The 23,432-nt window shown below is 40.6% G+C and carries 19 protein-coding genes, 1 rRNA gene, 1 pseudogene and 1 other annotated feature; of the genes and pseudogenes, 19 read left to right on the forward strand and 2 right to left on the reverse strand.

The window, feature by feature from the left end; genetic code table 11:
• Positions 1-371 precede the first annotated feature (371 nt).
• From H541_RS0108070 to H541_RS0108150, 16 genes and pseudogenes are all read left to right on the forward strand, one after another.
• Positions 372-1,586: a quaternary amine ABC transporter ATP-binding protein gene (locus H541_RS0108070; protein ID WP_022796816.1), complete on the forward strand. Its 1,215-nt coding sequence runs from the start codon at positions 372-374 to the stop codon at positions 1,584-1,586.
• Positions 1,579-3,330 (forward strand): annotated as a pseudogene (locus tag H541_RS13640) (ABC transporter permease/substrate binding protein). The gene H541_RS0108070 and the pseudogene H541_RS13640 overlap by 8 nt, the downstream one beginning before the upstream one ends.
• A 118-nt stretch (positions 3,331-3,448) precedes the next feature.
• The gene (gene gltX / locus H541_RS0108085) at positions 3,449-4,927 is read left to right on the forward strand and encodes a glutamate--tRNA ligase (protein ID WP_022796817.1); all 1,479 of its coding nucleotides are present in this window, start codon (positions 3,449-3,451) and stop codon (positions 4,925-4,927) included.
• A gap of 130 nt (positions 4,928-5,057) precedes the next feature.
• The gene (cysS, locus tag H541_RS0108090) at positions 5,058-6,494 is read left to right on the forward strand and encodes a cysteine--tRNA ligase (RefSeq protein ID WP_022796818.1); all 1,437 of its coding nucleotides are present in this window, start codon (positions 5,058-5,060) and stop codon (positions 6,492-6,494) included.
• Positions 6,491-6,922 (forward strand): Mini-ribonuclease 3, encoded by a 432-nt coding sequence (locus tag H541_RS0108095; protein WP_022796819.1) that lies wholly within the window; start codon positions 6,491-6,493, stop codon positions 6,920-6,922. The genes cysS and H541_RS0108095 overlap by 4 nt, the downstream gene beginning before the upstream one ends.
• Positions 6,882-7,733: a 23S rRNA (guanosine(2251)-2'-O)-methyltransferase RlmB gene (gene rlmB, locus H541_RS0108100; RefSeq protein ID WP_156831894.1), complete on the forward strand. Its 852-nt coding sequence runs from the start codon at positions 6,882-6,884 to the stop codon at positions 7,731-7,733. Before H541_RS0108095 ends, rlmB begins: the two co-directional genes overlap by 41 nt.
• Positions 7,734-7,779: 46 nt before the next feature.
• Positions 7,780-8,307, forward strand: coding sequence for an NYN domain-containing protein (locus H541_RS0108105; RefSeq protein WP_022796821.1), 528 nt, complete (start codon positions 7,780-7,782; stop codon positions 8,305-8,307).
• 29 nt (positions 8,308-8,336) lie between these two features.
• On the forward strand, positions 8,337-8,921 hold the full coding sequence (locus H541_RS0108110) for an RNA polymerase sigma factor (RefSeq protein ID WP_169461100.1): 585 nt from the start codon (positions 8,337-8,339) through the stop codon (positions 8,919-8,921).
• 65 nt (positions 8,922-8,986) lie between these two features.
• Complete coding sequence (gene rpmG, locus H541_RS13015) at positions 8,987-9,142, forward strand: 50S ribosomal protein L33 (protein ID WP_022796823.1); 156 nt, start codon at positions 8,987-8,989, stop codon at positions 9,140-9,142.
• 87 nt (positions 9,143-9,229) lie between these two features.
• Positions 9,230-9,400, forward strand: a complete 171-nt coding sequence (gene secE / locus H541_RS0108120) for a preprotein translocase subunit SecE (RefSeq protein WP_022796824.1) — start codon at positions 9,230-9,232, stop codon at positions 9,398-9,400.
• A gap of 179 nt (positions 9,401-9,579) precedes the next feature.
• Entirely contained in the window at positions 9,580-10,134 is a 555-nt protein-coding gene (gene nusG / locus H541_RS0108125) for a transcription termination/antitermination protein NusG (protein ID WP_022796825.1), read from the forward strand.
• Positions 10,135-10,315: 181 nt separating this feature from the next.
• Entirely contained in the window at positions 10,316-10,741 is a 426-nt protein-coding gene (gene rplK / locus H541_RS0108130) for a 50S ribosomal protein L11 (protein WP_022796826.1), read from the forward strand.
• Between the two features lie 106 nt (positions 10,742-10,847).
• Positions 10,848-11,540, forward strand: a complete 693-nt coding sequence (gene rplA / locus H541_RS0108135; protein ID WP_022796827.1) for a 50S ribosomal protein L1 — start codon at positions 10,848-10,850, stop codon at positions 11,538-11,540.
• Between the two features lie 123 nt (positions 11,541-11,663).
• Positions 11,664-11,789 (forward strand) — a sequence feature (ribosomal protein L10 leader region).
• A gap of 29 nt (positions 11,790-11,818) precedes the next feature.
• Positions 11,819-12,328, forward strand: coding sequence for a 50S ribosomal protein L10 (gene rplJ / locus H541_RS0108140; RefSeq protein ID WP_022796828.1), 510 nt, complete (start codon positions 11,819-11,821; stop codon positions 12,326-12,328).
• 65 nt (positions 12,329-12,393) lie between these two features.
• Positions 12,394-12,762 (forward strand): 50S ribosomal protein L7/L12, encoded by a 369-nt coding sequence (gene rplL / locus H541_RS0108145; RefSeq protein ID WP_022796829.1) that lies wholly within the window; start codon positions 12,394-12,396, stop codon positions 12,760-12,762.
• A 338-nt stretch (positions 12,763-13,100) separates the two neighbouring features.
• Positions 13,101-13,661 (forward strand): class I SAM-dependent methyltransferase, encoded by a 561-nt coding sequence (locus H541_RS0108150; protein ID WP_052168283.1) that lies wholly within the window; start codon positions 13,101-13,103, stop codon positions 13,659-13,661.
• A gap of 147 nt (positions 13,662-13,808) precedes the next feature.
• Here the strand turns inward: H541_RS0108150 and H541_RS0108155 are convergent, their stop codons facing one another.
• Positions 13,809-14,006, reverse strand: coding sequence for a hypothetical protein (locus H541_RS0108155; RefSeq protein ID WP_022796831.1), 198 nt, complete (start codon positions 14,004-14,006; stop codon positions 13,809-13,811).
• A 418-nt stretch (positions 14,007-14,424) separates the two neighbouring features.
• Here H541_RS0108155 and rpoB point away from each other — a divergent pair, with 418 nt between their 5' ends.
• Complete coding sequence (rpoB, locus tag H541_RS12060; RefSeq protein ID WP_022796832.1) at positions 14,425-18,060, forward strand: DNA-directed RNA polymerase subunit beta; 3,636 nt, start codon at positions 14,425-14,427, stop codon at positions 18,058-18,060.
• Between the two features lie 36 nt (positions 18,061-18,096).
• The gene (gene rpoC / locus H541_RS12065; RefSeq protein ID WP_022796833.1) at positions 18,097-21,732 is read left to right on the forward strand and encodes a DNA-directed RNA polymerase subunit beta'; all 3,636 of its coding nucleotides are present in this window, start codon (positions 18,097-18,099) and stop codon (positions 21,730-21,732) included.
• Between the two features lie 223 nt (positions 21,733-21,955).
• Here rpoC and H541_RS0108170 read toward each other — a convergent pair whose 3' ends face one another.
• Positions 21,956-22,681 carry a prepilin peptidase gene (locus H541_RS0108170; RefSeq protein ID WP_022796834.1) on the reverse strand — a complete coding sequence of 242 codons (726 nt, stop codon included), beginning with the start codon at positions 22,679-22,681 and terminating at the stop codon, positions 21,956-21,958.
• Between the two features lie 569 nt (positions 22,682-23,250).
• On the opposite strand from H541_RS0108170, the gene H541_RS0108175 reads away from it, so the two are divergent.
• Positions 23,251-23,432, forward strand: a 16S ribosomal RNA gene (locus H541_RS0108175); the annotation flags it as partial.

The raw sequence follows: 23,432 nt of genomic DNA on the forward strand, positions 1-23,432 counted from the left end.
GCGATTTAATTATAGGACAACCAAATGTCTTTTTGTATCAAAAATTGGTGTCGCTACTTTTTGAGTAACAACACCAAATATTATAGAACCTTTTTATGCCTTGTTGCTGCAAGGAGAGAGGCAGTGAAGGCTTGCAACCTTGCAACAGATATAATTATAAATATATATAATATATAAAATATAAGCAAGCCGCGAGGGATGCACCCGGAAAACTTTTTCAAATTTATTTCAAAAGCTGATATAACAATAATGGTAAGGCTTTTATGTCCACCATAGCGGAACACATGATTTGCACAGGCATCTGTTTTCATGTTACGTTAGCATAGCTGTATATAAATTTGAATAATATATATTTTCGAAGGGAGTTCTGTATGGTAACAATCAAAGTTGAAAAGTTATCAAAAATTTTCGGTAAACGAACCGAAAGTGCAAGAAAGTTACTTGCTGAGGGCAAGTCAAAAGAAGATATCGTCTCTGAAACAGGAGCGACGGTTGGGGTCAATCAAGCTTCGCTTGAAATTGAACAAGGCGAGATATTTGTCATCATGGGTCTATCAGGATCTGGAAAGTCGACACTTGTCAGAATGTTGAATCGGTTGATCGATCCAACAAGCGGACACGTCTATATTGATGGCAAAGACATCACGACATTCAATAAAGAGGAATTACGTGATTTTAGGCGGAACAAAATCAGTATGGTGTTCCAAAATTTCGGATTATTCCCGCATAAAACGATTCTAGAAAACACAGAATACGGTCTTGAAGTTAAAGGTGTTCCAAAGAAAGAACGTCAAGAGAGAGCAGAGAAAGCATTAGATAATTCAGGCTTATTGACGTATAAGGATCAATATCCAGATCAACTATCTGGAGGGATGCAACAACGGGTTGGGCTCGCACGGGCACTGGCCAATGACCCTGAGATACTATTGATGGATGAAGCCTTCTCGGCACTAGATCCATTGATTAGAAGAGACATGCAAGATGAGCTCGTTGAATTGCAAGAAAAAGTTAATAAAACGATTGTTTTTATCACGCATGACCTAAATGAAGCCTTACGGATTGGGGACCGAATCGCTCTGATGAAGGATGGCGAGATCGTTCAAGTTGGCACGGGTGAGGAAATACTAACGAATCCGGCTAACCGCTACGTTGAGCGTTTCGTAGAAGATGTTGATCGGACGAAAGTTCTGACAGCTGAACACATTATGAGTCGTCCAGAATTCTACTTGAACAGTGCTCATAGTGGATTGAGAGTTGCGTTACAACGGATGAGGGACGAATCACTATCTAGCTTATTAGTGATTGATGGTGACCGTAAGTTACAAGGTTACTTAGTCGATAGTGATGTGCTTGATTACATCAAGTCAAAAGGAAAACAAGGAAATCTGGTATTGACGGATGTCTTGAAGACGGATGTACCAAAAGTCAAACTGGAAACACCAATCCAAGAAATATTTGAATTGATGAAAGAATCAGTGACGCCTGTTGCTGTGGTCGATGACGACAACCATCTAAAAGGGACAATCATCAGAAAACAAATTATTGATATGTTAGCACAAGACGAGGGGGACGACAGTAATGACTAATTTATGGCCACTACCAGTATTACCTGTAGCTCGTTGGGTCGAAGCTGCAACAGATTGGTTGACCAATGTGTTAGGCGGTTTGTTTGATTCGCTACAAACATCAGGTAGCTGGGTAATCAGCGGTTTTTCAAACTTACTCTTAGTGATTCCACCAGCATTATTTATCCTGGTAATCGCTGTAATCGCGTATTTTGTTTCGAAAAAAAGACTGGGTTTACCAACGTTTGTATTGGTCGGTCTAGGCTATGTTTTGAACCAAGGGTTATGGGACAGCTTAATGAGTACTGTATCCATAGTGATTATCTCTAGCATCATTGCGATAGTTATTGGTGTACCCGTAGGCATTCTAGCTGCTAAAAATGAAATCGCGAATGCTATCATCAAACCTATTCTTGATTTGATGCAGACAATGCCTGCCTTTGTTTATTTAATCCCAGCAGTGGCGTTCTTTGGGATAGGAGTTGTACCAGGCGCGTTTGCATCCGTAATTTTCGCTCTACCACCAACAGTTCGCTTTACTAATCTTGGCATTCGTCAGATTTCGGGAGAATTAGTTGAAGCGGCAGATTCATTCGGGAGTACCGGTGCTCAAAAACTGTTTAAAGTGGAACTACCACTGGCTAAAAACACCATCATGGCAGGCATCAATCAAACAGTGATGTTAGCCTTGTCTATGGTTGTTATTGGGTCGATGATCGGGGCACCAGGCTTAGGCCGTCAAGTCCTTTATGCTGTCCAATCAGCTGAAGTTGGGACCGGTTTTGTTGCAGGGTTAGCTATTGTTGTCCTTGCAATTGTTATCGACCGAATGACGCAATGGGTCAATAGTGATAGTAAATAAGACTATGCCAAGAGGAAAGGAGACTATATGAAATACTTAAAAAAAGGATTAATAGTCGCTTTGATGGTAGTTGGACTTGTGTTGTCCATCGGAAGTGAAGGTGCTTTTCAATCAAAGGGTTTACAGTTTGGTTCGGCTGGTAAAAGTGTCCAGTTGGCATATGTCAACTGGGATACTGAGATCGCCTCGACCAATGTGATTGCGAAAGTGTTAGAAGATGAAGGATATTCAGTTGAGATGGTACCTTTGGATAATGCTGTCATGTGGCAATCCATTGCTCAAGGGGAATCAGATGCGATGGTAGCAGCTTGGTTACCAGTCACGCATGAAGCTCAGCTAGCAGAATATGGCGATCAAATGGAAGATTTAGGTCCTAATCTAGAAGGCGCTAAGACAGGACTTGTCGTCCCTGATTATATGGATGTCGATAGTATCACTGACTTAACTGATCAAGCAGGACAACAGCTCACTGGGATTGAGCCAGGTGCAGGTATTATGAATTCATCTGAAACAGCTATAGAAACTTACTCCAACCTTTCTAGTTGGAATCTGCAAGCGTCGTCCACGGGTGCAATGACAACGGCTCTGAAACAAGCCTATCAAAAAGAAGAAGATATTATTGTGACAGGGTGGTCACCACACTGGATGTTCGCCAGTTTTGATTTGAAATATCTAGAGGATCCAGAAAGTGTCTTTGGTGAAGGCGAAACGATTAATACAATGGTTCGTGACGGCTTTGAGCAAGAGGATCCAGAAGCCTATGCAATTATGGACAAGTTCCATTGGACAGTCGACGATATGGAAGCTGTTATGCTCGATATTGCAGAAGGAACAGAACCGGCAGATGCAGCACGGAAATGGGTCGATGACAACCAAGATAAAGTCAAAAAATGGGTAGAATAAATACCTGATATCTCGAAAAGAAAATAAGAGAAGATGAGTTTTGCGCTAGTGATGTCACTAGCGCATTTGTCGTGTTATAATAAAAAGTAATCAAAAGTATAAAAGGGGATATATTAAGATGTCAGACAAAGTCCGTGTTCGTTATGCGCCAAGTCCTACAGGGCATTTGCATATTGGGAATGCACGAACAGCTTTATTCAACTATTTATTTGCGCGCCATAACGGTGGCGATTTCATCATCCGTATCGAGGATACAGATACAAAACGTAATGTTGCTGATGGTGAAAGTAGTCAGTTGTCCAATTTACAATGGCTAGGGATCGATTGGGATGAAGGTCCAGATAAGCCTGGTAATTATGGCCCTTATCGCCAATCAGAGCGTAAAGAAATCTATCAACCTTATATCGATCAATTGTTAAAAGAAAATAAGGCCTATAGATGCTATATGACAGAAGAAGAGCTTATAGCAGAACGTGAAGAACAAAAGAGCCGTGGTGAGATGCCTCATTATGCTGGAAAGCACGCACACTTGACACCAGACCAAGAAGCAGCATTTGTGGCTGAAGGACGTGTGCCAGTCGTTCGTTTCAGAGTTCCTCAAGGAGAAACATTTACCTTCGACGATATGGTAAAAGGCGAAATCAGTTTCGAAAGTAGAAGTGTCGGTGGCGATTTTGTCATTCAAAAGAAAGATGGTATGCCAACGTATAACTTTGCGGTGACAGTGGATGACCATTTGATGGCTATGACCCATGTTTTACGTGGGGATGATCATATTGCTAACACACCAAAACAATTGATGATCTATAAAGCATTAGGTTGGGAACCACCACGTTTTGGCCATATGACATTGATCATTAATAGTGAGACCGGTAAGAAATTGTCAAAACGTGATGAATCAATCTTGCAATTTATCGAACAATATAAAGATCTTGGCTATTTACCTGAAGCCATGTTTAACTTTATTACCTTACTTGGGTGGTCACCAGTTGGAGAAGAAGAAATCTTCTCACGTGAAGAATTGGTTTCCATTTTTGACGTGCATCGGTTAGGGAAATCACCAGCTGCCTTTGATAGTAAAAAATTGGAATGGATTAATAATGCCTATGTCAAGAAGACACCAATCGCCCAATTAGCACCTTTAGCAATCGAACAATTGATCAAAGCTGGTGTTGTGACTAAGGAAGAAGCTATTGCTAAAAGTGACTGGTTGACAGAAGTCATTGATCTCTTCCATGAACAAATGAGTTATACCTACCAAATCGTTTCGTTGACACATATCTTCTTCACCGGTAAATTAGAATATAAAGCCCCTGAATTAGATATTTTAAAGGGAGAAACGGTGCCAACTGTTTTGGAAACCTTTATCGAAAAATTGCCAACGGAAGCTGACTGGCATGAAGATAACATTATGGCTGCCATCAAAGCCGTACAAAAGGAAACGGGCATTAAAGGGAAAAACTTGTATATGCCAATCAGAGTTGCTGCAAGTGGGGAATCACACGGACCATCTATTGGCAAAATGATTGAACTATTGGGCCGTGAACGGGTCTTGAACCACTTAAACACAGCACTCAGCACCATTAAAGCATCATAGTATTAGGATTAACATAAACCTTTAAAAGAGGGGCTGGGACAAAAGTCTCAACCCTTTTCTCTTTTATAGGAATAGGATAGACTGCGTAATTAACGTCTGACGTGGCAATTATAGGAGGGAACGAGGACCAATGATACAAGTATTCAATACATTGACCAATAAAAAAGAAGTATTTAAACCCATCAATCCAGATAAAGTAACGATGTATGTGTGTGGTCCGACTGTTTACAACTATATCCATATCGGAAATGCGCGTAGTGCAGTTGCCTTTGATACGATTAGACGCTATTTGCAGTATCGCGGTTATCGCGTGGCGTATGTGTCTAACTTTACTGATGTAGATGATAAGGTGATTCGTGTTGCTAGGGAGACCCAAACGACACCAAAAGAAGTTGCAGATAAATATATCGCTGCTTTTAAAGAAGATGTTGCACAATTAGGTATCGAAGAAGCAACCGCTAATCCAAGGGTTATCGATAACATCCCGGACATCATTTCGTTCATAGAGGCGTTGATTGAAAAAGGGTATGCTTATGAAGCCAAAGGAGACGTCTATTTTCGCACGAGTAAGTTTAAAGACTATGGTAAATTAAGTGACCAATCAATCAAAGATCTGAGGGCTGGTGCAAGCGAACGAACGGCAACAGAAGATGATCGTAAAAAAGAAAATATTCTTGACTTCGCCCTTTGGAAGGCAGCCAAGCCTGATGAGATCAGTTGGTATTCGCCATGGGGTAAAGGGCGACCAGGCTGGCATATTGAATGCTCTGTGATGGCCACCAAATATCTGGGCGATACGATTGATATCCATGCAGGTGGGCATGACCTGACATTCCCTCATCACGAAAATGAAATTGCCCAAAGTGAAGCAAAAACTGGCAAGCCATTTGCACATTATTGGCTCCACAATGGATTTGTGACGGCCGATGATGGTGAAAAGATGAGTAAATCGCTTGGAAACTTTACCTTAGTTCACGATTTGATCAAAAATGTTGATCCAAAAGTGGTTCGCTTTTTCTTGGTCAGTGCACAATATCGTCACCCTATCGTCTTTAATGACAAGGCCATTAAAGAAGCAAAAGCTGTATTGGATCGTTTCAAGAATACCGAGATCAATGGAGACTATCGTGTGGAGCAGTTGAAAAAAGACGAGGCACATCATGGTCATGTGTCGCCTGAGGAAGCAGCTGACTATTGGAAGTCTTATAAAGAAGGTTTCATTGTAGCTATGGATGATGATTTCAACACACCGAATGCTATTGCTAAGATGATTGAGCTATCAAAAGCAATCAATAACTACTTAGATGATGAAACGGGGCAAGAAGAGATCGTTTCAGCTGGACTAAACCTATTGACAACCTTTTTAGGTATTTTGGGGATCCATGATCTCGTGCCTAAGCAATTGCTAGATGAAGATATCCAACAGTTGATTGATGACCGTTTAGCAGCACGGAAAGCAAAAGACTTTGCACGGAGTGATGCGATTCGTGATGAATTGAAAGAGCAAGGGATTATACTAGAAGATACAGCACAAGGAACACGTTGGAAGAGGGACAGTGACGCATGATGAAACCAGCTCTAATGAATGGACTGACACTCGCCTTTGTGGGAGATGCAGTCTATGACAAAGCAATCAGAATAAGGCTGGTAGAGGACGGCTTGACAAAGCCTAATCAGTTACATCAAACAGCTGTCCAATATGTCTCAGCCAAAGCGCAAGCTTATATCATCAAACAATGGCTTGAGAACGATGAGCTAACCGAAGAAGAGTTGACAATCTTCAAACGAGGTCGTAATAGCAAGAGCCATTCATCTGCAAAAAATGCAGATATTGCAACATATAGAATAGCGACAGGCTTTGAAGCGCTAATGGGTTATTTAAGCCTTATCAAGGATGAAAAGCGCCTCGATGAGTTGGTCGCTGCTGCCGTTCAGCTAATAAAGGAGCAGATTGATAGTGAAACGATCAAACAAATCGACAAATCAGCAGAATAGAGCTCAAAGAACCGAGCGAAAAACGTCAAATAGACAAAACCGTCAGCGAGACGATCACGATGCACCGGGAAATGAAGGAGCTGACGACCAATTCATCTTTGGTAAACACGCTGTTGAAACAGCACTAGGGCAAGATAAAGATTATAATAAATTATATGTTCAATCGGGATTGGATAATAGTGATACCCATCATATACTCAGGTTAGCGAAAAGCAGAAATATCCCGGTTCAGGTAGCACCTAAGGTAAAACTCAATGAGTTGAGCAACCATGGTGTCCACCAAGGCTTTGTGCTAACGCAAGCAGCTTTTGACTATGCGAGCGTGGCTGATATTTTTGCAAACGCAGAAAAAAAACAAGAACAACCATTTATCATCATTTTAGACGGTATCGAGGATCCTTATAACTTTGGGTCAATCATTCGTTCTGCAGACGCTGCCGGAGCACATGGTATCATTATCCCGAAACATCGCAGTGTGACCTTGACTGGAACTGTCGCCAAAGTCTCGACTGGCGCGATCGAAAAAGTACCTGTCGCACGAGTGACTAATTTGACACGAGAAATCGGTGAACTAAAAGAAAAAGGCGTATGGATCTTTGGTACGGACGTGACAGGGACCAGTTACACCAATTGGCAACCAGACGTACCACTTGCCCTAATCATTGGTAACGAAGGTAAGGGAATTAGCCCGTTGGTTAAAAAACAGGTGGATGAGATGCTGACCATCCCTATGTATGGGGATGTACAGAGCCTAAATGCTTCCGTAGCCGCTGGGCTTATGCTGTTTGAAGTGGCAAGGAAAAGGCACTGATGCTAATAAGAAGATAGAAAAGAGAAGCGAGAAGGAGGGTCAAGGGATGAAAAAAGAATTGTTGATTGTTGATGGCTATAATATGATTGGCGCTTGGCCTGACTTAGTTGCTTTGAAGAGCCATGATAAGATAGAAGCAGCGCGAGATCTTCTTTTAGTATTATTGTCTGACTATGCCGCATTTCGCCAAATTGAAGTGTGGGTCATCTTTGATGCTCAGTTTGTGCCAGGTATCCAACAGACTTATGAGGAATATAATTTAAAAGTTGTTTTTACAAAAGAAAAAGAAACAGCAGACAGTTATATCGAACGAACGGTTTCTGACCTTGCCACACCTCTGACCCAGGTAACAGTGGCAACAAGCGACCTTGCTGAGCAGTGGATCATTTTTCAACGAGGTGCTTTAAGACAATCGGCCAGAGATTTATACCGTGCAATCCAAAAAAGTCAGTCTGAGTCATTGGAATTTAGCCAAGAATATCAAAAACTCATGCAGCGTAAACGCACGCCATGGGAGGCTGAACAGATAAAAGATCTCAAACGATTATTGGATGACTTGAGCCAACATGAGTGATAGATGGGGTGTTCGGAAGGGAACGCCAATTGATAGAAGAGAAGGAACTCTTACACCTGATCCAAAAAGTGCAACGGGGAGACCAATTAGCTTTTGAGGAGATTCATCGGCATTTTGAATTGATGATTCATAAATATGCGCACCTTTACCCAATCCCAGAATATGAACACGACGATTTTGTTCAAGAAGCAACAGTTGTTTTGTTTAAGGCTATTAGTCGATTTAGTGTGGCCAATGGGATTAGTTTCCCTGCCTATTTCAAACGCTGTCTTAAAAACGAAGTGTTTTCCATGATCAGACACTCACTCGCTAAAAAGAGGGCAGGGCGACGAAAAACAGTTTCCTTGGAACCCATCTACTATAGAGCTGAAATGGACCAAGATGAACGGTGGCTTGATTTTGGATTTCCAAGTCCCGAAGACCAGTTAGTAATCAATGAAGTCATGGAAGAATATTTGACGCTGTTATCGCCCTATGAATCTGTTGTGTTCAAAGCCTACTTAGACGGTGCAACGATCGAGGAAATCGCAAAAAGTGTCAAAAGTTCCCCTAAAAAAGCGACAAACGCACTCAGACGATGCCGACAGAAACTGAAAAACACCTTGGCTAGTTAATGAGACTGGTTGACTTGTCTAACCTAATTGGTTTATGATACTAGCGATCAGTCATAGAGGAGTTGATGGCATTGGCTCAAAAGAAAGCAGCACTTGCTTGCGAGGAATGTGGTTCAAGAAATTACACGATCGCAGTGAATCCCCATCGCACAGAACGGTTAGAAGTCAAAAAATTCTGCAAAAATTGTAATCGTCACACAATTCACCGTGAAACTAAATAACAGACGTATTCAGTGGTAGTCGTTTAACAAACGTTTAATATAAAAGTAGATAGATGTAGATAGAAATGAATCAGGGAGATAGTTATCATGAAATTCTTGAAAAGTGTCAAAGAAGAGATGCAACAAACCACTTGGACGAAAAGTAAAAATGTCAACAAGTATACCTTGACCGTTGTTACGGCAGTTTTACTGGTGACAGGTTACTTTGCAATCGTTGATACAGCATTAGATGCAGTCTTTAAAGCATTTATCAGATAATATGTAGCACTAATCTAGTAAACGTGCTATACTATTTTCGAGGAAAAACCTTTTTGCGAAGAGGTTTTTTTATTTTGCAGTTATTTTTGCAATCATTTTTGCATTGATAAAGAACTTAATAAAGAACGTAGAAAAGAACGTAGAAAAGAATGTAGAAGAGAAGAAGGGAAGCAACAATAATGGAAACGGTAGAAAGCGGTAAAGAATGGTATGTTTTACACACTTATTCTGGTTATGAAAACAAAGTCAAAGAGAATCTAGAATTACGTAAGATGAGCATGGGAATGGAAAATAACATCTTTGAAGTAATCGTTCCTGAAGAAGAGGATGTTGAGATCAAAGAAGGAAAAGCAAAAACAAGTATTCGTAAAACGTTCCCCGGTTATGTATTGGTCCAAATGATCATGTCTGATGAAGCGTGGTATGTGGTTCGGAATACACCAGGTGTCACAGGTTTTGTTGGCTCACACGGAGCAGGCAGTAAACCAGCACCGTTATTAGATGAAGAGATTGATGTTATCTTACGCCGCATGGGCAAAGACACGAAGAAAGTGGAAATCGATGCGAATGTTGGTGACTTGGTGACAATCACTGAAGGAGCCTTCGCTGGTATGACAGGCCGTGTGGAAGAAAAGAATGATGATAAGCAAACCTTGAAGGTCTCTATTGAAATGTTTGGCCGTGAAACAGCAGCCGAAGTCGAGTTTTACCAAATCAAGAAGTTAGATGACTAAGTGAAATGATTTGATAGTATGTAAGAAGCAAGAAGCAAGGACCTTGAAAACAAAAGAATGCTTGCAAATAATGATGGCAAGTGCTATCATACCATGGTACGTTTAGAATGGCGTATTTTGTGTGGGAGGGAAAATATTCAGTCCCATTAACCACATCACGAAAAACAAGGAGGTAGGTTTCGTGGCTAAAAAAGTTGTGAAAATCGTAAAGTTGCAAATCCCTGCAGGTAAAGCGAGTCCTGCACCACCAGTTGGTCCAGCACTAGGGCAAGCCCAAGTAAACATCATGGGTTTCTGTAAAGAATTCAATGCTCGTACAGCTGAACAAGGTGGCTTAATTATTCCAGTAGTTATCAGTGTTTATGAAGACCGTTCATTCGACTTCATTACTAAAACACCACCTGCTGCTGTCTTACTTAAAAAAGCAGCTAAAGTCGACAAAGGTTCAGGCGAACCAAACAAGAAAAAAGTTGCAACAGTGACACGTGATCAAGTACGTGAGATTGCTGAAACGAAAATCGAAGATTTAAATGCAGCAGATGTTGAAGCTGCTATGCGTATGGTCGAAGGCACAGCACGTTCTATGGGCTTTGTTGTCAAAGACTAATTAGCAGTTGACACACGTGAGGACTCAAGCCAAGGATAAGCGATTATCTCGGGGTTCTCAGTGGGAGGATATACCGTTAAAACCACATGTTTAGGAGGAGTGCAAATTGGCTAAAAAAGGAAAAAATTATTTAAATGCTGCAGAAAAAGTTGAAGCTGGTAAAACATACTCACTTACTGAAGCTGTAGCACTCGTTAAAGAATTAGATTTTGCAAAATTTGATGCAAGTATCGATGTTGCTTACCGTTTGAATCTCGATACACGTAAAGCAGACCAACAATTACGTGGTGCTATCGTGTTACCGAATGGAACAGGTAAGACTCAACGTGTTTTAGTATTTGCACGTGGCGAAAAAGCTAAAGAAGCTACGGAAGCAGGCGCTGACTTTGTTGGTGAAGCTGACTTAGCTGAAAAAATACAAGGTGGCTGGTTCGATTTTGACGTCGTTGTAGCAACCCCTGATATGATGGGTCAAGTTGGACGTTTGGGTCGTGTTTTAGGACCTAAAGGTTTGATGCCTAACCCTAAGACAGGTACTGTAACGATGGATGTTACTAAAGCAGTTGAAGAAATCAAAGCTGGTAAAGTAACTTACCGTACAGATAAAGCTGGTAATGTTCAAGTTCCAGTTGGTAAAGTATCATTTGAAGCTGATAAATTGGCTGAAAACTTGAAGACTTTCCATGACTTGATTGTTCGGTTAAAACCAGCAACTGTTAAAGGACAATACATCAAGAGCATGACAATCTCATCGACATTTGGTCCTGGGGTTAAAATTGACTTAACTTCTATCAAATAAGCGCCGTACTGATTAGCATTAGGTGCTAGCGCGTAAAAGGCAACATTAAAAAGTAAGTTAAACTACAATTTCATATTAAAATAGGAAAAGTCCTTGATTATTCTCTTTTGTGTTGGTAGAATAACCAAAGGTAAATACCGACCGAAGACAGTAGGAGAACTTAGTTCTTAATAACCTACCGAGGGAGAGTAATAGATGATCAATTCTATCTCTATGTCTTGGGTGACATAGAGTTTTTTTATGAAACTCTATCAATTATCTTTGTGGAGGTGAACGAGATGAGTGAAGCAAATATTGCTAAAAAACAAGAAATCGCGTCAGCAGTTGCGAAAAGAATGGAAGAAGCAGGTAGCATTTTAGTTGTAGACTACCTAGGACTTACTGTTGCTGAAGTAACTGATTTACGGAAACAATTGCGTGAAGCTGGGATTGAAATGAGCGTTATCAAAAATACTATTTTACGCCGTGCTGCTAAAGAAGCCGGGGTAGAAGGGTTAGACGAATCATTTGCAGGTCCTAGTGCCGTAGTATTCGGTGGCGAAGATGTTGTTGCTCCTGCTAAAATCTTAGTTGATTTTGCGAAAAATGCAGAGGCTCTGGAAATCAAAGCTGGTGTGATTGAAGGACGCGCAACCTCACTTGAAGAAATCGACGCTATTGCTAAGTTGCCAAGTCGCGAAGGATTGCTATCAATGCTATTATCTGTATTGCAAGCACCAATTCGCAACACTGCATTGGCTGTCAAGGCTGTTGCAGAAGCAAAAGACGAAGCTGGAGAAGCAGCTTAATCGCTTGCTAAGTCTAGAAATTAAACAGTATATACAATTTAAATTAAAAATGGAGGATTTCAAAAATGGCATTAAATATCGAACAAATTATTGCTGATATTAAAGAAGCAAAAGTTACTGAATTAAACGAATTAGTTAAAGCTATCGAAGAAGAATTTGGCGTAACTGCAGCAGCTCCTGTAGCAGCTGCTGGTGCAGGTGCTGGAGAAGCAGCTGAAGAACAAACTGAATTCACTGTAGTATTAGCGGGTGCTGGAGACTCTAAGATCAAAGTCATCAAAGCAGTTCGTGAAATCACTGGTTTAGGTCTTAAAGAAGCTAAAGGCTTAGTTGACGGTGCTCCTGAAACTGTCAAAGAAGGCGTAAGCAAAGAAGAAGCTGAAGAACTTAAAGCTAAACTTGAAGAAGTTGGCGCTTCTGTAGAAGTTAAATAATCGTTTTTCAACGACTATAAATCGAAGGACTGTGGCAAGAATTTTGTCGCAGTCCTTTTTTTGGTGCTATTTTGTTGTAGTTTTGCTATTCCCATTGCCATTGCTATTGTTTTGGTCAGATATCAATAATACTAAAATACTAAAATACTAAAATACTGACAAAACATTTTCAAACTTAGTGTTGGAACAACAGATTTGGTTAGAACGGATTTGATGAGATTAGTAGAAGAAATTGAGAATGAATCAATATCAGAGTAGTATAGAAGTAATAACAGTGAGGGGTGTTAACAGTGGATCATTATTATTCGTCTCATCCATCTATCAAGAGCGATCGTCATATGATTACATTTGATTTAAGAGGGCATCAATTATCGTTTGTGGCAGATAGTGGTGTGTTTTCAAAAAATACCATTGATTATGGGTCACGTGTTTTAATAGACGCTATACCAAGTGAATGGCTCAATCAGGAGACCAAACTGTTGGATGTTGGATGTGGATATGGGCCAATCGGGATTGCGTTAGCAAAAGAAGCAAATTGTTATCTCGATAGTGTAGATGTTAATGAACGAGCAGTTGAGTTGACACAGTTGAACCGCGTCGAAAATGGGGTGGTTAATGGGGAGACCTTTTTGTCAGATGGGTATTCTAATATCACCACACGAGATTATAGTTTTATCGTAACAAACCCACCAATTCGGGCTGGTAAGAAAACTGTTCACCGGATTATTAGTGAAGCAAAAGAACATTTAAAACCCGGCGGACATGTTGTCTGTGTGATTCAGAAAAAACAAGGCGCTCCGAGTGCCAAGAAAATGATGGCAGAGCAGTTTGGAAATGTTGCTGAACTCACACGTGATAAAGGCTACTGGATATTAGCGAGTACCCTCGAAGAAGTATAGTCAATTATTGTTTGACCAGCAAGGATGAGTTGCTTTTAAGGATAATCTTCAAACCACAACAAAATCAAGACTAGTATTGCTCAGTCCTGATTTTGCTCTAACCAAACCAATTTTTTGAATGTTATTTTGAATGTTGTAAGAAGAGTTCTACTTCTTTTTATCTCGTTTACTAACTAAATATAATTGAAATGCGGTCACTACAATCAATCCTAATAGACCTTCGAATCTGATATCTTGATTGATTAAATATTTTATCGAAATGCCAATGGCACTCCCTACAAAAACAGCAATAAGAATACTTTTATATGGATTAAGTTGAGTGTATTTTATCCATTTTTTATCCATCTTACTACAACCCCTTATTTTTTTGATTTCTTTTGTAACGGACAAAATGCTTGATAATGGTTACATTACTTAATAATGGTTTACTATACTTAATAGTATTTTCACACCAAATTTATTGTACAAAAAAACGTAAAAAAAAATTAAGTTACAAAGTTAAAAGTAAACAGAAATAATTCTTGACAAAAATAAAATAATAGCGTAAAGTTATTAGATGCAATAAAAGGTGCAAATGATTCGGAAATAGTGAAATATTGTCCATTATTTTCAACTAAAGAACACAAAAGTAGAAATTTCAATGTTTGAAATGACACTTTTGTCTTTTTTTTGCCAGAAAATAGGGTAAAAAGATTTTTGTAACCTAAATTTAACATTTGCAATCGTAGTGTAACATTGTATTTCAGACATAGGGGTGGAAATTTTGCTAGGACATGATGTCAATTATGGAAAGCACCGCGTTAGGCGGAGTTATGCACGAATTGGTGAGGTCTTGGAGCTACCAAACTTGATCGAGATTCAAACAAATTCTTACAAATGGTTTTTAGATGAAGGGATTCATGACATGTTTCATGATATCTCACCAATCGAAGATCATGCTGGGAACTTGTCGTTAGAATTCTTAGATTATGAATTCCAAGAACCAAAATATACAGTTGCTGAAGCACGTAGTCATGATGCCAATTACTCAGCGCCCATTTACGTTAATTTACGTTTAATCAATAAGGAAACAGGCGAAGTCAAGGATCAAAAAGTATTCTTTGGCGATTTCCCATTGATGACCGAAATGGGAACTTTCATTATTAATGGGGCCGAACGGGTTATTGTCTCTCAATTAGTTCGTTCACCAGGTGTTTACTTCCATGATAAAGTCGACAAAAATGGGAAAGAAAGTTTTGGGTCGACAGTGATTCCTAACCGCGGCGCTTGGTTAGAAATGGAAACTGATGCTAAAGATATTTCTTATGTTCGTATCGACCGGACGCGTAAGATTCCTTTAACGGTATTGGTGAGAGCTTTAGGATTTGGGTCGGATGACCAAATTTTAGAATTATTTGGGGATAGTGAAACATTACGGTTGACGATTGAAAAAGATACACATAAAGACACCTCTGATAGTCGTACTGAAGAAGCGTTGAAAGAAATTTATGAACGTCTTCGTCCAGGTGAACCAAAGACGGCAGATAGTTCACGTAATTTATTAACAGCTAGATTCTTTGACCCAAGGCGCTATGATTTAGCACCAGTTGGTCGTTACAAGATTAACAAAAAATTGAATATCAAAACACGTTTACTAGGGCAACGTCTAGCAGAACCATTAATTGATCCTGAAACGGGAGAAATTTTAGTAGAAGCAGACACAGTTGTTGATAAAGAAGTGTTAGAAAAAATCAGTGATGATATCGATAACGGCTTGAATGTCGTTACGCTTTATCCTTCAGATGATGGTGTTGTGCCAGAACCTGTGGATATTCAAGTGTTCAAGATTTATTCACCGAATGATGCTGACCGAGTGATCAACTTGATTGGTAATAACCAACCTCCAAAAGAGAAGAAGAGTCTACAAGTAGCAGATATCATAGCTTCATTGAACTACTTCTTAAATCTTTATGAAGGATTAGGGAAAACAGATGATATCGACCATCTAGGAAACAGACGTATTCGTTCGGTCGGTGAATTACTACAAAATCAATTTAGAATTGGCTTGTCACGGATGGAACGTGTTGTTCGTGAACGGATGTCTATCCAAGATGCCTCCACTGTGACACCGCAACAATTGATTAATATCCGTCCAGTAGTTGCTGCTATTAAAGAATTCTTTGGATCATCTCAATTGTCTCAATTCATGGATCAAACCAACCCGTTGGGTGAATTGACACATAAACGTCGGTTATCTGCCCTAGGACCTGGTGGATTGACACGTGATCGTGCCGGATATGAAGTACGTGACGTGCATTATTCCCACTATGGTCGGATGTGCCCAATTGAAACACCTGAAGGTCCAAACATTGGACTGATCAACAGTCTGTCGACTTACGCTAAGATCAATCAATACGGTTTTATTGAAACACCATACCGTCGTGTCGATTGGAAAACACATAAAGTAACAGATAAGATCGATTGCTTAACTGCAGATGAAGAGGACCGATTCGTCGTGGCCCAAGCAAACTCTAAATTGAACCCAGATGGGACATTTAGAGATAACATGGTTATGGCACGTCGTGTCTCTGAAAATATCGAAGTTCCAGTTGACCAAGTCGACTATATGGACGTTTCTCCAAAACAAGTAGTTGCAGTTGCGACAGCTTGTATTCCATTCTTAGAAAATGATGACTCAAACCGTGCTTTGATGGGTGCCAACATGCAACGTCAAGCTGTGCCGTTGATCAATCCTAAAGCACCTTTAATTGGTACTGGAATGGAATATGTTTCAGCTCATGACTCAGGGGCTGCCCTGTTATGTAAACATGATGGTGTCGTTGAATTTGTCGATGCTAACCAAGTCCGCGTGAGACGCGCTGATGGGACGCTTGATAAATACGATATTATCAAATACCACCGTTCTAATAGTGGTACTTGTTATAACCAACGTCCTAATGTCTCTGTTGGAGAAGAAGTTGAGGTTGGCGATACATTAGCTAACGGACCTTCTATGGAAAATGGGGAACTTGCTTTAGGACAAAACCCATTAGTAGCCTTCATGACTTGGGAAGGGTACAACTATGAAGATGCGGTCATCATGAGTGAACGTCTTGTAAAAGATGATGTTTATACCTCTATTCATATAGAAGAATTTGAATCAGAAGCTCGTGATACTAAATTAGGACCTGAAGAAATCACTCGCGAAATTCCTAACGTTGGTGAAGATGCGTTAAAACATCTTGATGAAATGGGAATCATCCGTATCGGTGCTGAAGTTCGTGATGGTGATATCTTAGTTGGTAAAGTAACGCCTAAAGGTGTTACAGAATTATCACCTGAAGAAAAACTACTACATGCAATCTTTGGGGAAAAAGCTCGTGAAGTTAGAGATACTTCTCTTAGAGTTCCTCATGGTGGCGGTGGTATCGTTCACGACGTCAAGATCTTTACCAGAGCTGCTGGTGATGAATTGTCTCCAGGTGTTAACAAACTCGTTCGTGTCTATATCGTTCAAAAACGTAAGATCAACGAGGGTGATAAGATGGCTGGACGTCACGGTAACAAGGGTGTCGTTTCACGCATCATGCCTGAAGAAGATATGCCTTACTTACCAGATGGCACACCGGTTGACATTATGTTGAACCCATTAGGTGTCCCTTCTCGGATGAACATCGGACAAGTATTAGAACTACACTTAGGAATGGCTGCTCGCCAACTCGGAATCTACGTTGCAACACCAGTATTTGATGGGGCACAAGATGAAGATGTTTGGGGAACTGTTAAAGAAGCCGGTTTAGCAAGTGATGCTAAAACTGTTCTTTATGACGGTAGAACTGGGGAACCATTTGATAATCGTATCTCTGTTGGGGTTATGTACATGATCAAATTGGCCCACATGGTTGATGATAAATTACATGCTCGTTCAACTGGACCTTACTCATTAGTAACGCAACAACCACTTGGTGGTAAAGCACAATTTGGTGGACAACGGTTTGGTGAAATGGAAGTATGGGCTCTTGAAGCATACGGAGCTGCATATACCTTACAAGAAATCTTGACATATAAATCGGATGATGTAGTTGGTCGTGTGAAAACATACGAATCAATCGTTAAAGGACAACCAATCTCAAAACCAGGTGTTCCTGAATCTTTCCGTGTTTTGGTGAAAGAATTACAAGCACTTGGATTAGATATGCAAGTGTTAGACGAAAAAGATGCAGAAATCGAATTGAATGATCAAGAAGACGATAATGTTTCCTTCCATAGTATTGATAATCAACGGGATCAACGGGGGTCAAGGCAAGAAGACCGTCAACTAGTTGACCAAAGTAAAAACGATCCTATCGAAGAAACAAACTCTGAGACCCAAACACCGGCTCAAAGTACACCAGTCAACCAAGTAAATGACGATGAATAAAGCGGGCATTGCTAATCGGAATGGGAGGTTAGCCCTTTGATAGATGTTAATAAATTTGAAAGTATGAAAATTAGTTTGGCCTCACCAGAAAAAATTCGTAGCTGGTCTCACGGGGAAGTCAAGAAACCTGAAACGATCAACTACCGGACATTGAAACCTGAAAATGATGGGTTATTTTGTCAACGGATTTTTGGACCAACAAAAGATTTAGAATGTGCCTGTGGGAAACTCAAACGGATGAGCAACAAAGGACAAGTTTGTCCTCGTTGTGGCGTTGAGGTAACACGTGCAAAAGTTCGCCGTGAACGGATGGGACATATTGAACTTGCCGCACCTGTTTCTCACGTATGGTACTTTAAAGGAATTCCTAGCCGGATGGGTCTTGTGTTAGACATGAGTCCCCGTGCGCTAGAAGAAATTATCTACTTTGCTTCTTACGTTGTGACCGATCCAGGTGACACAAATATGGAAGTCAAACAATTGCTGACTGAACGGGAATATCGTGATCGCAAACGCGAATACGGTAACCGTTTTAAAGCAGCAATGGGTGCTGAAGCTGTAAAGGAATTATTGGCTAAAGTAGACTTACAAAAAGAAGTCTTGACCCTAAAAGAAGAGTTGAAAACGGCTACTGGTCAAAAGAGAACAAGAGCAATCCGTCGTTTGGATATTCTCGATGCCTTCTTAGAATCTGGTAATGACCCTACATGGATGGTATTAGATGTCATCCCTGTCATCCCACCAGATTTAAGACCAATGGTTCAACTTGAAGGTGGCCGTTTTGCGACAAGTGACTTGAATGATCTCTATCGTCGGGTCATCAACCGTAATAACCGGTTGAAACGACTACTAGATTTGAGTGCTCCGAACATCATTGTTCAAAATGAAAAACGGATGCTTCAAGAAGCAGTTGACGCTTTGATCGATAATGGTCGTCGTGGACGTCCAGTTACCGGACCGGGTAATCGTCCATTGAAATCTTTGTCTCATATGTTGAAAGGGAAACAAGGTCGTTTCCGTCAAAACCTACTTGGGAAACGTGTCGACTATTCTGGTCGTTCCGTTATCGTTGTAGGACCTAGCCTTAAAATGTACCAATGTGGACTTCCAAAAGAAATGGCGATTGAATTATTCAAACCATTCGTCATCAAAGAATTGGTCGAACGCGAAATGGCTAGCAACATCAAGAATGCAAAACGTAAAATCGAACGGATGGATGACGATGTTTGGGGCGTCTTAGAAGATGTCATTAGAGAACACCCTGTCTTACTGAACAGGGCACCGACACTTCACCGTTTAGGGATCCAAGCTTTTGAACCTAAACTCGTTGAAGGGCGTGCAATCAGACTTCATCCACTTGTGTGTGAAGCTTATAACGCCGACTTTGATGGAGACCAAATGGCGGTCCATGTGCCACTAAGTCAAGAAGCACAAGCGGAAGCTCGTCTATTGATGTTAGCTGCACAAAACATTTTGAATCCAAAAGATGGTAAACCAGTGGTAACACCATCTCAAGATATGGTTCTTGGGAACTACTACTTGACGATGGAAGAAGAAGGACGTGTTGGTGAAGGTATGATCTTCTCTAGTCCAGACGAAGCCATGGTTGCTTATACAAACGGTGTAGTTCACCTACACACTCGTATTGCGATTCATCCGAATTCATTAGGGGACAAGCCATTTACGGATTGGCAAAAAGAACGGTTGATGTTAACGACTGTTGGTAAGTTGTTCTTCAATCAAATCATGCCAATTGAATTCCCTTATCTGAATGAACCAACGCAACAAAATCTTGAAGTTAAAACACCAGATGCTTACTTTATCGAAAAGGGAGCAGATGTTGTCGCGGAGATTAAGAAACGTGATTTAGTAGCACCATTCAAGAAGAAAAATCTCGGGAATATCATTGCGGAAGTCTTCAAACGGTTCCAAATTACTGAAACGAGTAAGATGTTAGACCGTATGAAAAACTTAGGTTATTCTTACTCTACTCGTGCAGGAATCACAGTTGGTATCGCCGATATCACTGTTGTGAAATCTAAGAAAGATATCTTAGATAAAGCGCATGGTAAAGTAGATCAAATCACTAAGTTATATCGTCGTGGGTTGATTACTGACGATGAACGGTATGAGCGTGTCATTGCAGCGTGGAACGTTGCTAAAGATGAATTACAACAAGAATTGATGGGGAGTTTGGATAGTCGTAACCCTATCTTTATGATGAGTGATTCAGGAGCCCGTGGTAATATCTCTAACTTTACTCAGTTAGCTGGTATGCGTGGGTTGATGGCATCTCCAAGTGGTAAAATTATGGAATTACCAGTTACTTCTAACTTCCGTGAAGGGTTGACAGTTCTAGAAATGTTCTTCTCGACGCATGGTGCCCGTAAAGGAATGACTGATACGGCCCTTAAGACGGCCGATTCAGGTTACTTGACTCGTCGTTTAGTAGATGTGGCTCAAGATGTTATCATCCGTGAAGTGGACTGTGGTTCCGACCGCGGATTGATCGTTAAAGCAATCCGTGAGGGCAATGAAATGATTGAAACACTTGAGGAGCGCTTGATTGGCCGCTATGCAGCCAAATCAGTTAAGCATCCTGAAACAGGTGAAGTGATCGTTAAACGGAACGAAGTTATTACTGAAGATGATGCTAAACGAATTGTTGATGCTGGAATCGAGAGTGTTGAGATTCGCTCAGCCTTTACTTGTAACACAAAACATGGGGTATGTAAGCATTGCTATGGCCGTAACCTAGCAACTGGTTCAGAAGTCGAAGTTGGTGAAGCAGTCGGAACAATCGCTGCACAATCTATCGGTGAACCAGGGACTCAGTTGACCATGAGAACCTTCCATACCGGTGGTGTTGCCGGAGATGATATCACTCAAGGGTTACCACGTATTCAAGAAATTTTTGAAGCGCGCCATCCGAAAGGTCAAGCGATTATCACTGAAGTTACTGGTGAAGTCGTATCGATCGAAGAAGATGCTGGAAGCCGGATGAAGAAAGTCACCATCAAAGGGTTAACGGATACTCGGACTTACGAAGTACCTTACACAGCTCGTCTAAAAGTTGAAGAAGGAGATGTGTTACATCGTGGTGCACCTCTAACACAGGGGTCTATCGATCCTAAGGAATTGTTGCGTGTTCGTGATGTGATTAGCGTCGAAAACTATTTACTTGCTGAAGTACAAAAAGTATACCGAATGCAAGGGGTAGAAATTGGTGATAAGCATATCGAAGTAATGGTTCGTCAAATGTTACGTAAAGTACGTGTGATGGATCCAGGTTCGACTGATATCCTACCAGGGACATTGATCGATATTTCTGACTTCATGGCTCAAAATGAAGAAACGATTCGTAACGGTGAAGTTCCAGCAACTTCTCGTCCAGTATTGCTTGGAATTACGAAAGCTTCTCTTGAAACAAACAGCTTCTTATCTGCAGCTTCATTCCAAGAAACCACGCGTGTCCTAACAGATGCTGCTATTCGTGGGAAACGTGATGAATTACTTGGTCTAAAAGAAAATGTTATTATCGGTAAAATCATCCCAGCTGGTACTGGTATGACACGTTACCGTAACATGAAACCAAGTACAGAAGAAGTAGGGACAGAGAATGTCTATAGTATCAACCAACCAGAACGGACAGAACAACCTACAGAACAATAAAGCAATCAGATACAACTAAAAAACTAATGACATTGCTATAGCATCATGTCGTTGAGTTAGTTAGTGTATGTTGAAAAGCTAAAATGAGCACCCAGATAAGCGTTTTAAACGTTTGTCTGGGTGCTTTTTGCTTCGATAAAGCTACCCTTTTCAATGGGTCAAGTCTTGTAAATAGGATAGCAATTTTTCAAGGAAACAGAACAACTATTCAGTAGAAGAGTTGTTAAATGATCCACTGCATGAGTAGCAGGGCATAAGCCATAAAGGGAATGAAAGGCAATTGATAGATTGTCGTGTGATGTTTGGCGTAATAAAAAAGTTGAAAAAGTAAGGCAAGACTTGATGACAGTAAAAAGAATAAGAGCAAGTGGTCAAAAGACGACACGAGGCTCATGATGCTGAACAGTTTTATGTCTGCTCCTCCAAGGCCCCAATCAAGGAAAAAAGAAAAGATAAAGAGAAAAACAAGGACAAGAACAGCGGTGATCAGATGCGATAGTCTCGGATCCTCTATGGCAAGTAAGATAGGAATCAATAGGAGCAACCAAATTGTGTCTGGTATGAGCTGAGATTCTAAATCGTAGCCGATAGCCAATGTTAAAACAATGCCAATCAGTCCCCATAAGAAACAGTCGTTTAAAGGCATGCTAGCCATGACGTAACGATAGAGAAAAAGAACTGTCCATAGTGACAGAAACACCTCAGAAATAAAAGAGCTTGGAGAGATCGTGTGGTGGCAAGAGCGGCAACGGCCCAATAAAAAAAGATAAGAGAATAAAGGGAAAAGATCATACCAATGAATAGTACGATGGCAATGATCACACCGAGAGCGACCACATAGTTGTCTGTGATTTTGCGTACGGACAATCATAGCGGTTAAGAAGCTTGCTAAAGAACCACCGCATAAGATACTAAAGAGCAATAGTAGAAGTAACGAAGAATTAAACATTAAAAAAACCCTCCTCCTAATTAAAGGACGAGACAAACTGGCGAAACCATTTTTTAGTGCTGATGGGTTTTAAGATAGAAATGGTAGTTGTTAAAGATAAAGGCGAATAAGACTGTAAAATCGTTAATGTCTAAGAGTTATTTTTCAAAGGATTTTAAACTAGTGTACGGTCTTCAGCAGAAAACGTTTGCAAAACAAAATCTTTCCCTTTAATATAGAGTTAGCCCATCATAAAGGTGTCTTAATAGAGGCTTTTTGGAAGGGTTGGTTTAAAGCGACTAAGGCGAGTAAAATGTTGGACGAAAAAGTTTGAAAATTTTTAGTCCTTTCGCTTGACATCTTAAGCCTTCGGATGCTAATATATAGAAGTTGTCACGACAGATGAAAAGCTGTTTTGATGGCGGAATTGATCTTTGAAAATTGAACAAAAAGACGAACCAAATGTGTAGGGTCATTAAGATTTAACCTCGGCTAGGTCTTAATGAAAACTAACAATTCTGTTATCGGAATTAAAAATAAGGATAACAAACACAAGCCAGAAATGGTTTGAAATGAGCAATCAAACAATCTTTCATGAGAGTTTGATCCTGGCTCAGGACGAACGCTGGCGGCGTGCCTAATACATGCAAGTCGTACGCAATTGATCCACCGAGTGCTTGCACTCACCGGATCGTTGAGTGGCGCACGGGTGAGTAACACGTGGGTAACCTGCCCACCAGAGGGGGATAACAGTCGGAAACGATTGCTAATA

Source organism: Bavariicoccus seileri WCC 4188 (assembly GCF_000421665.1).
Lineage (GTDB): Bacteria > Bacillota > Bacilli > Lactobacillales > Aerococcaceae > Bavariicoccus > Bavariicoccus seileri.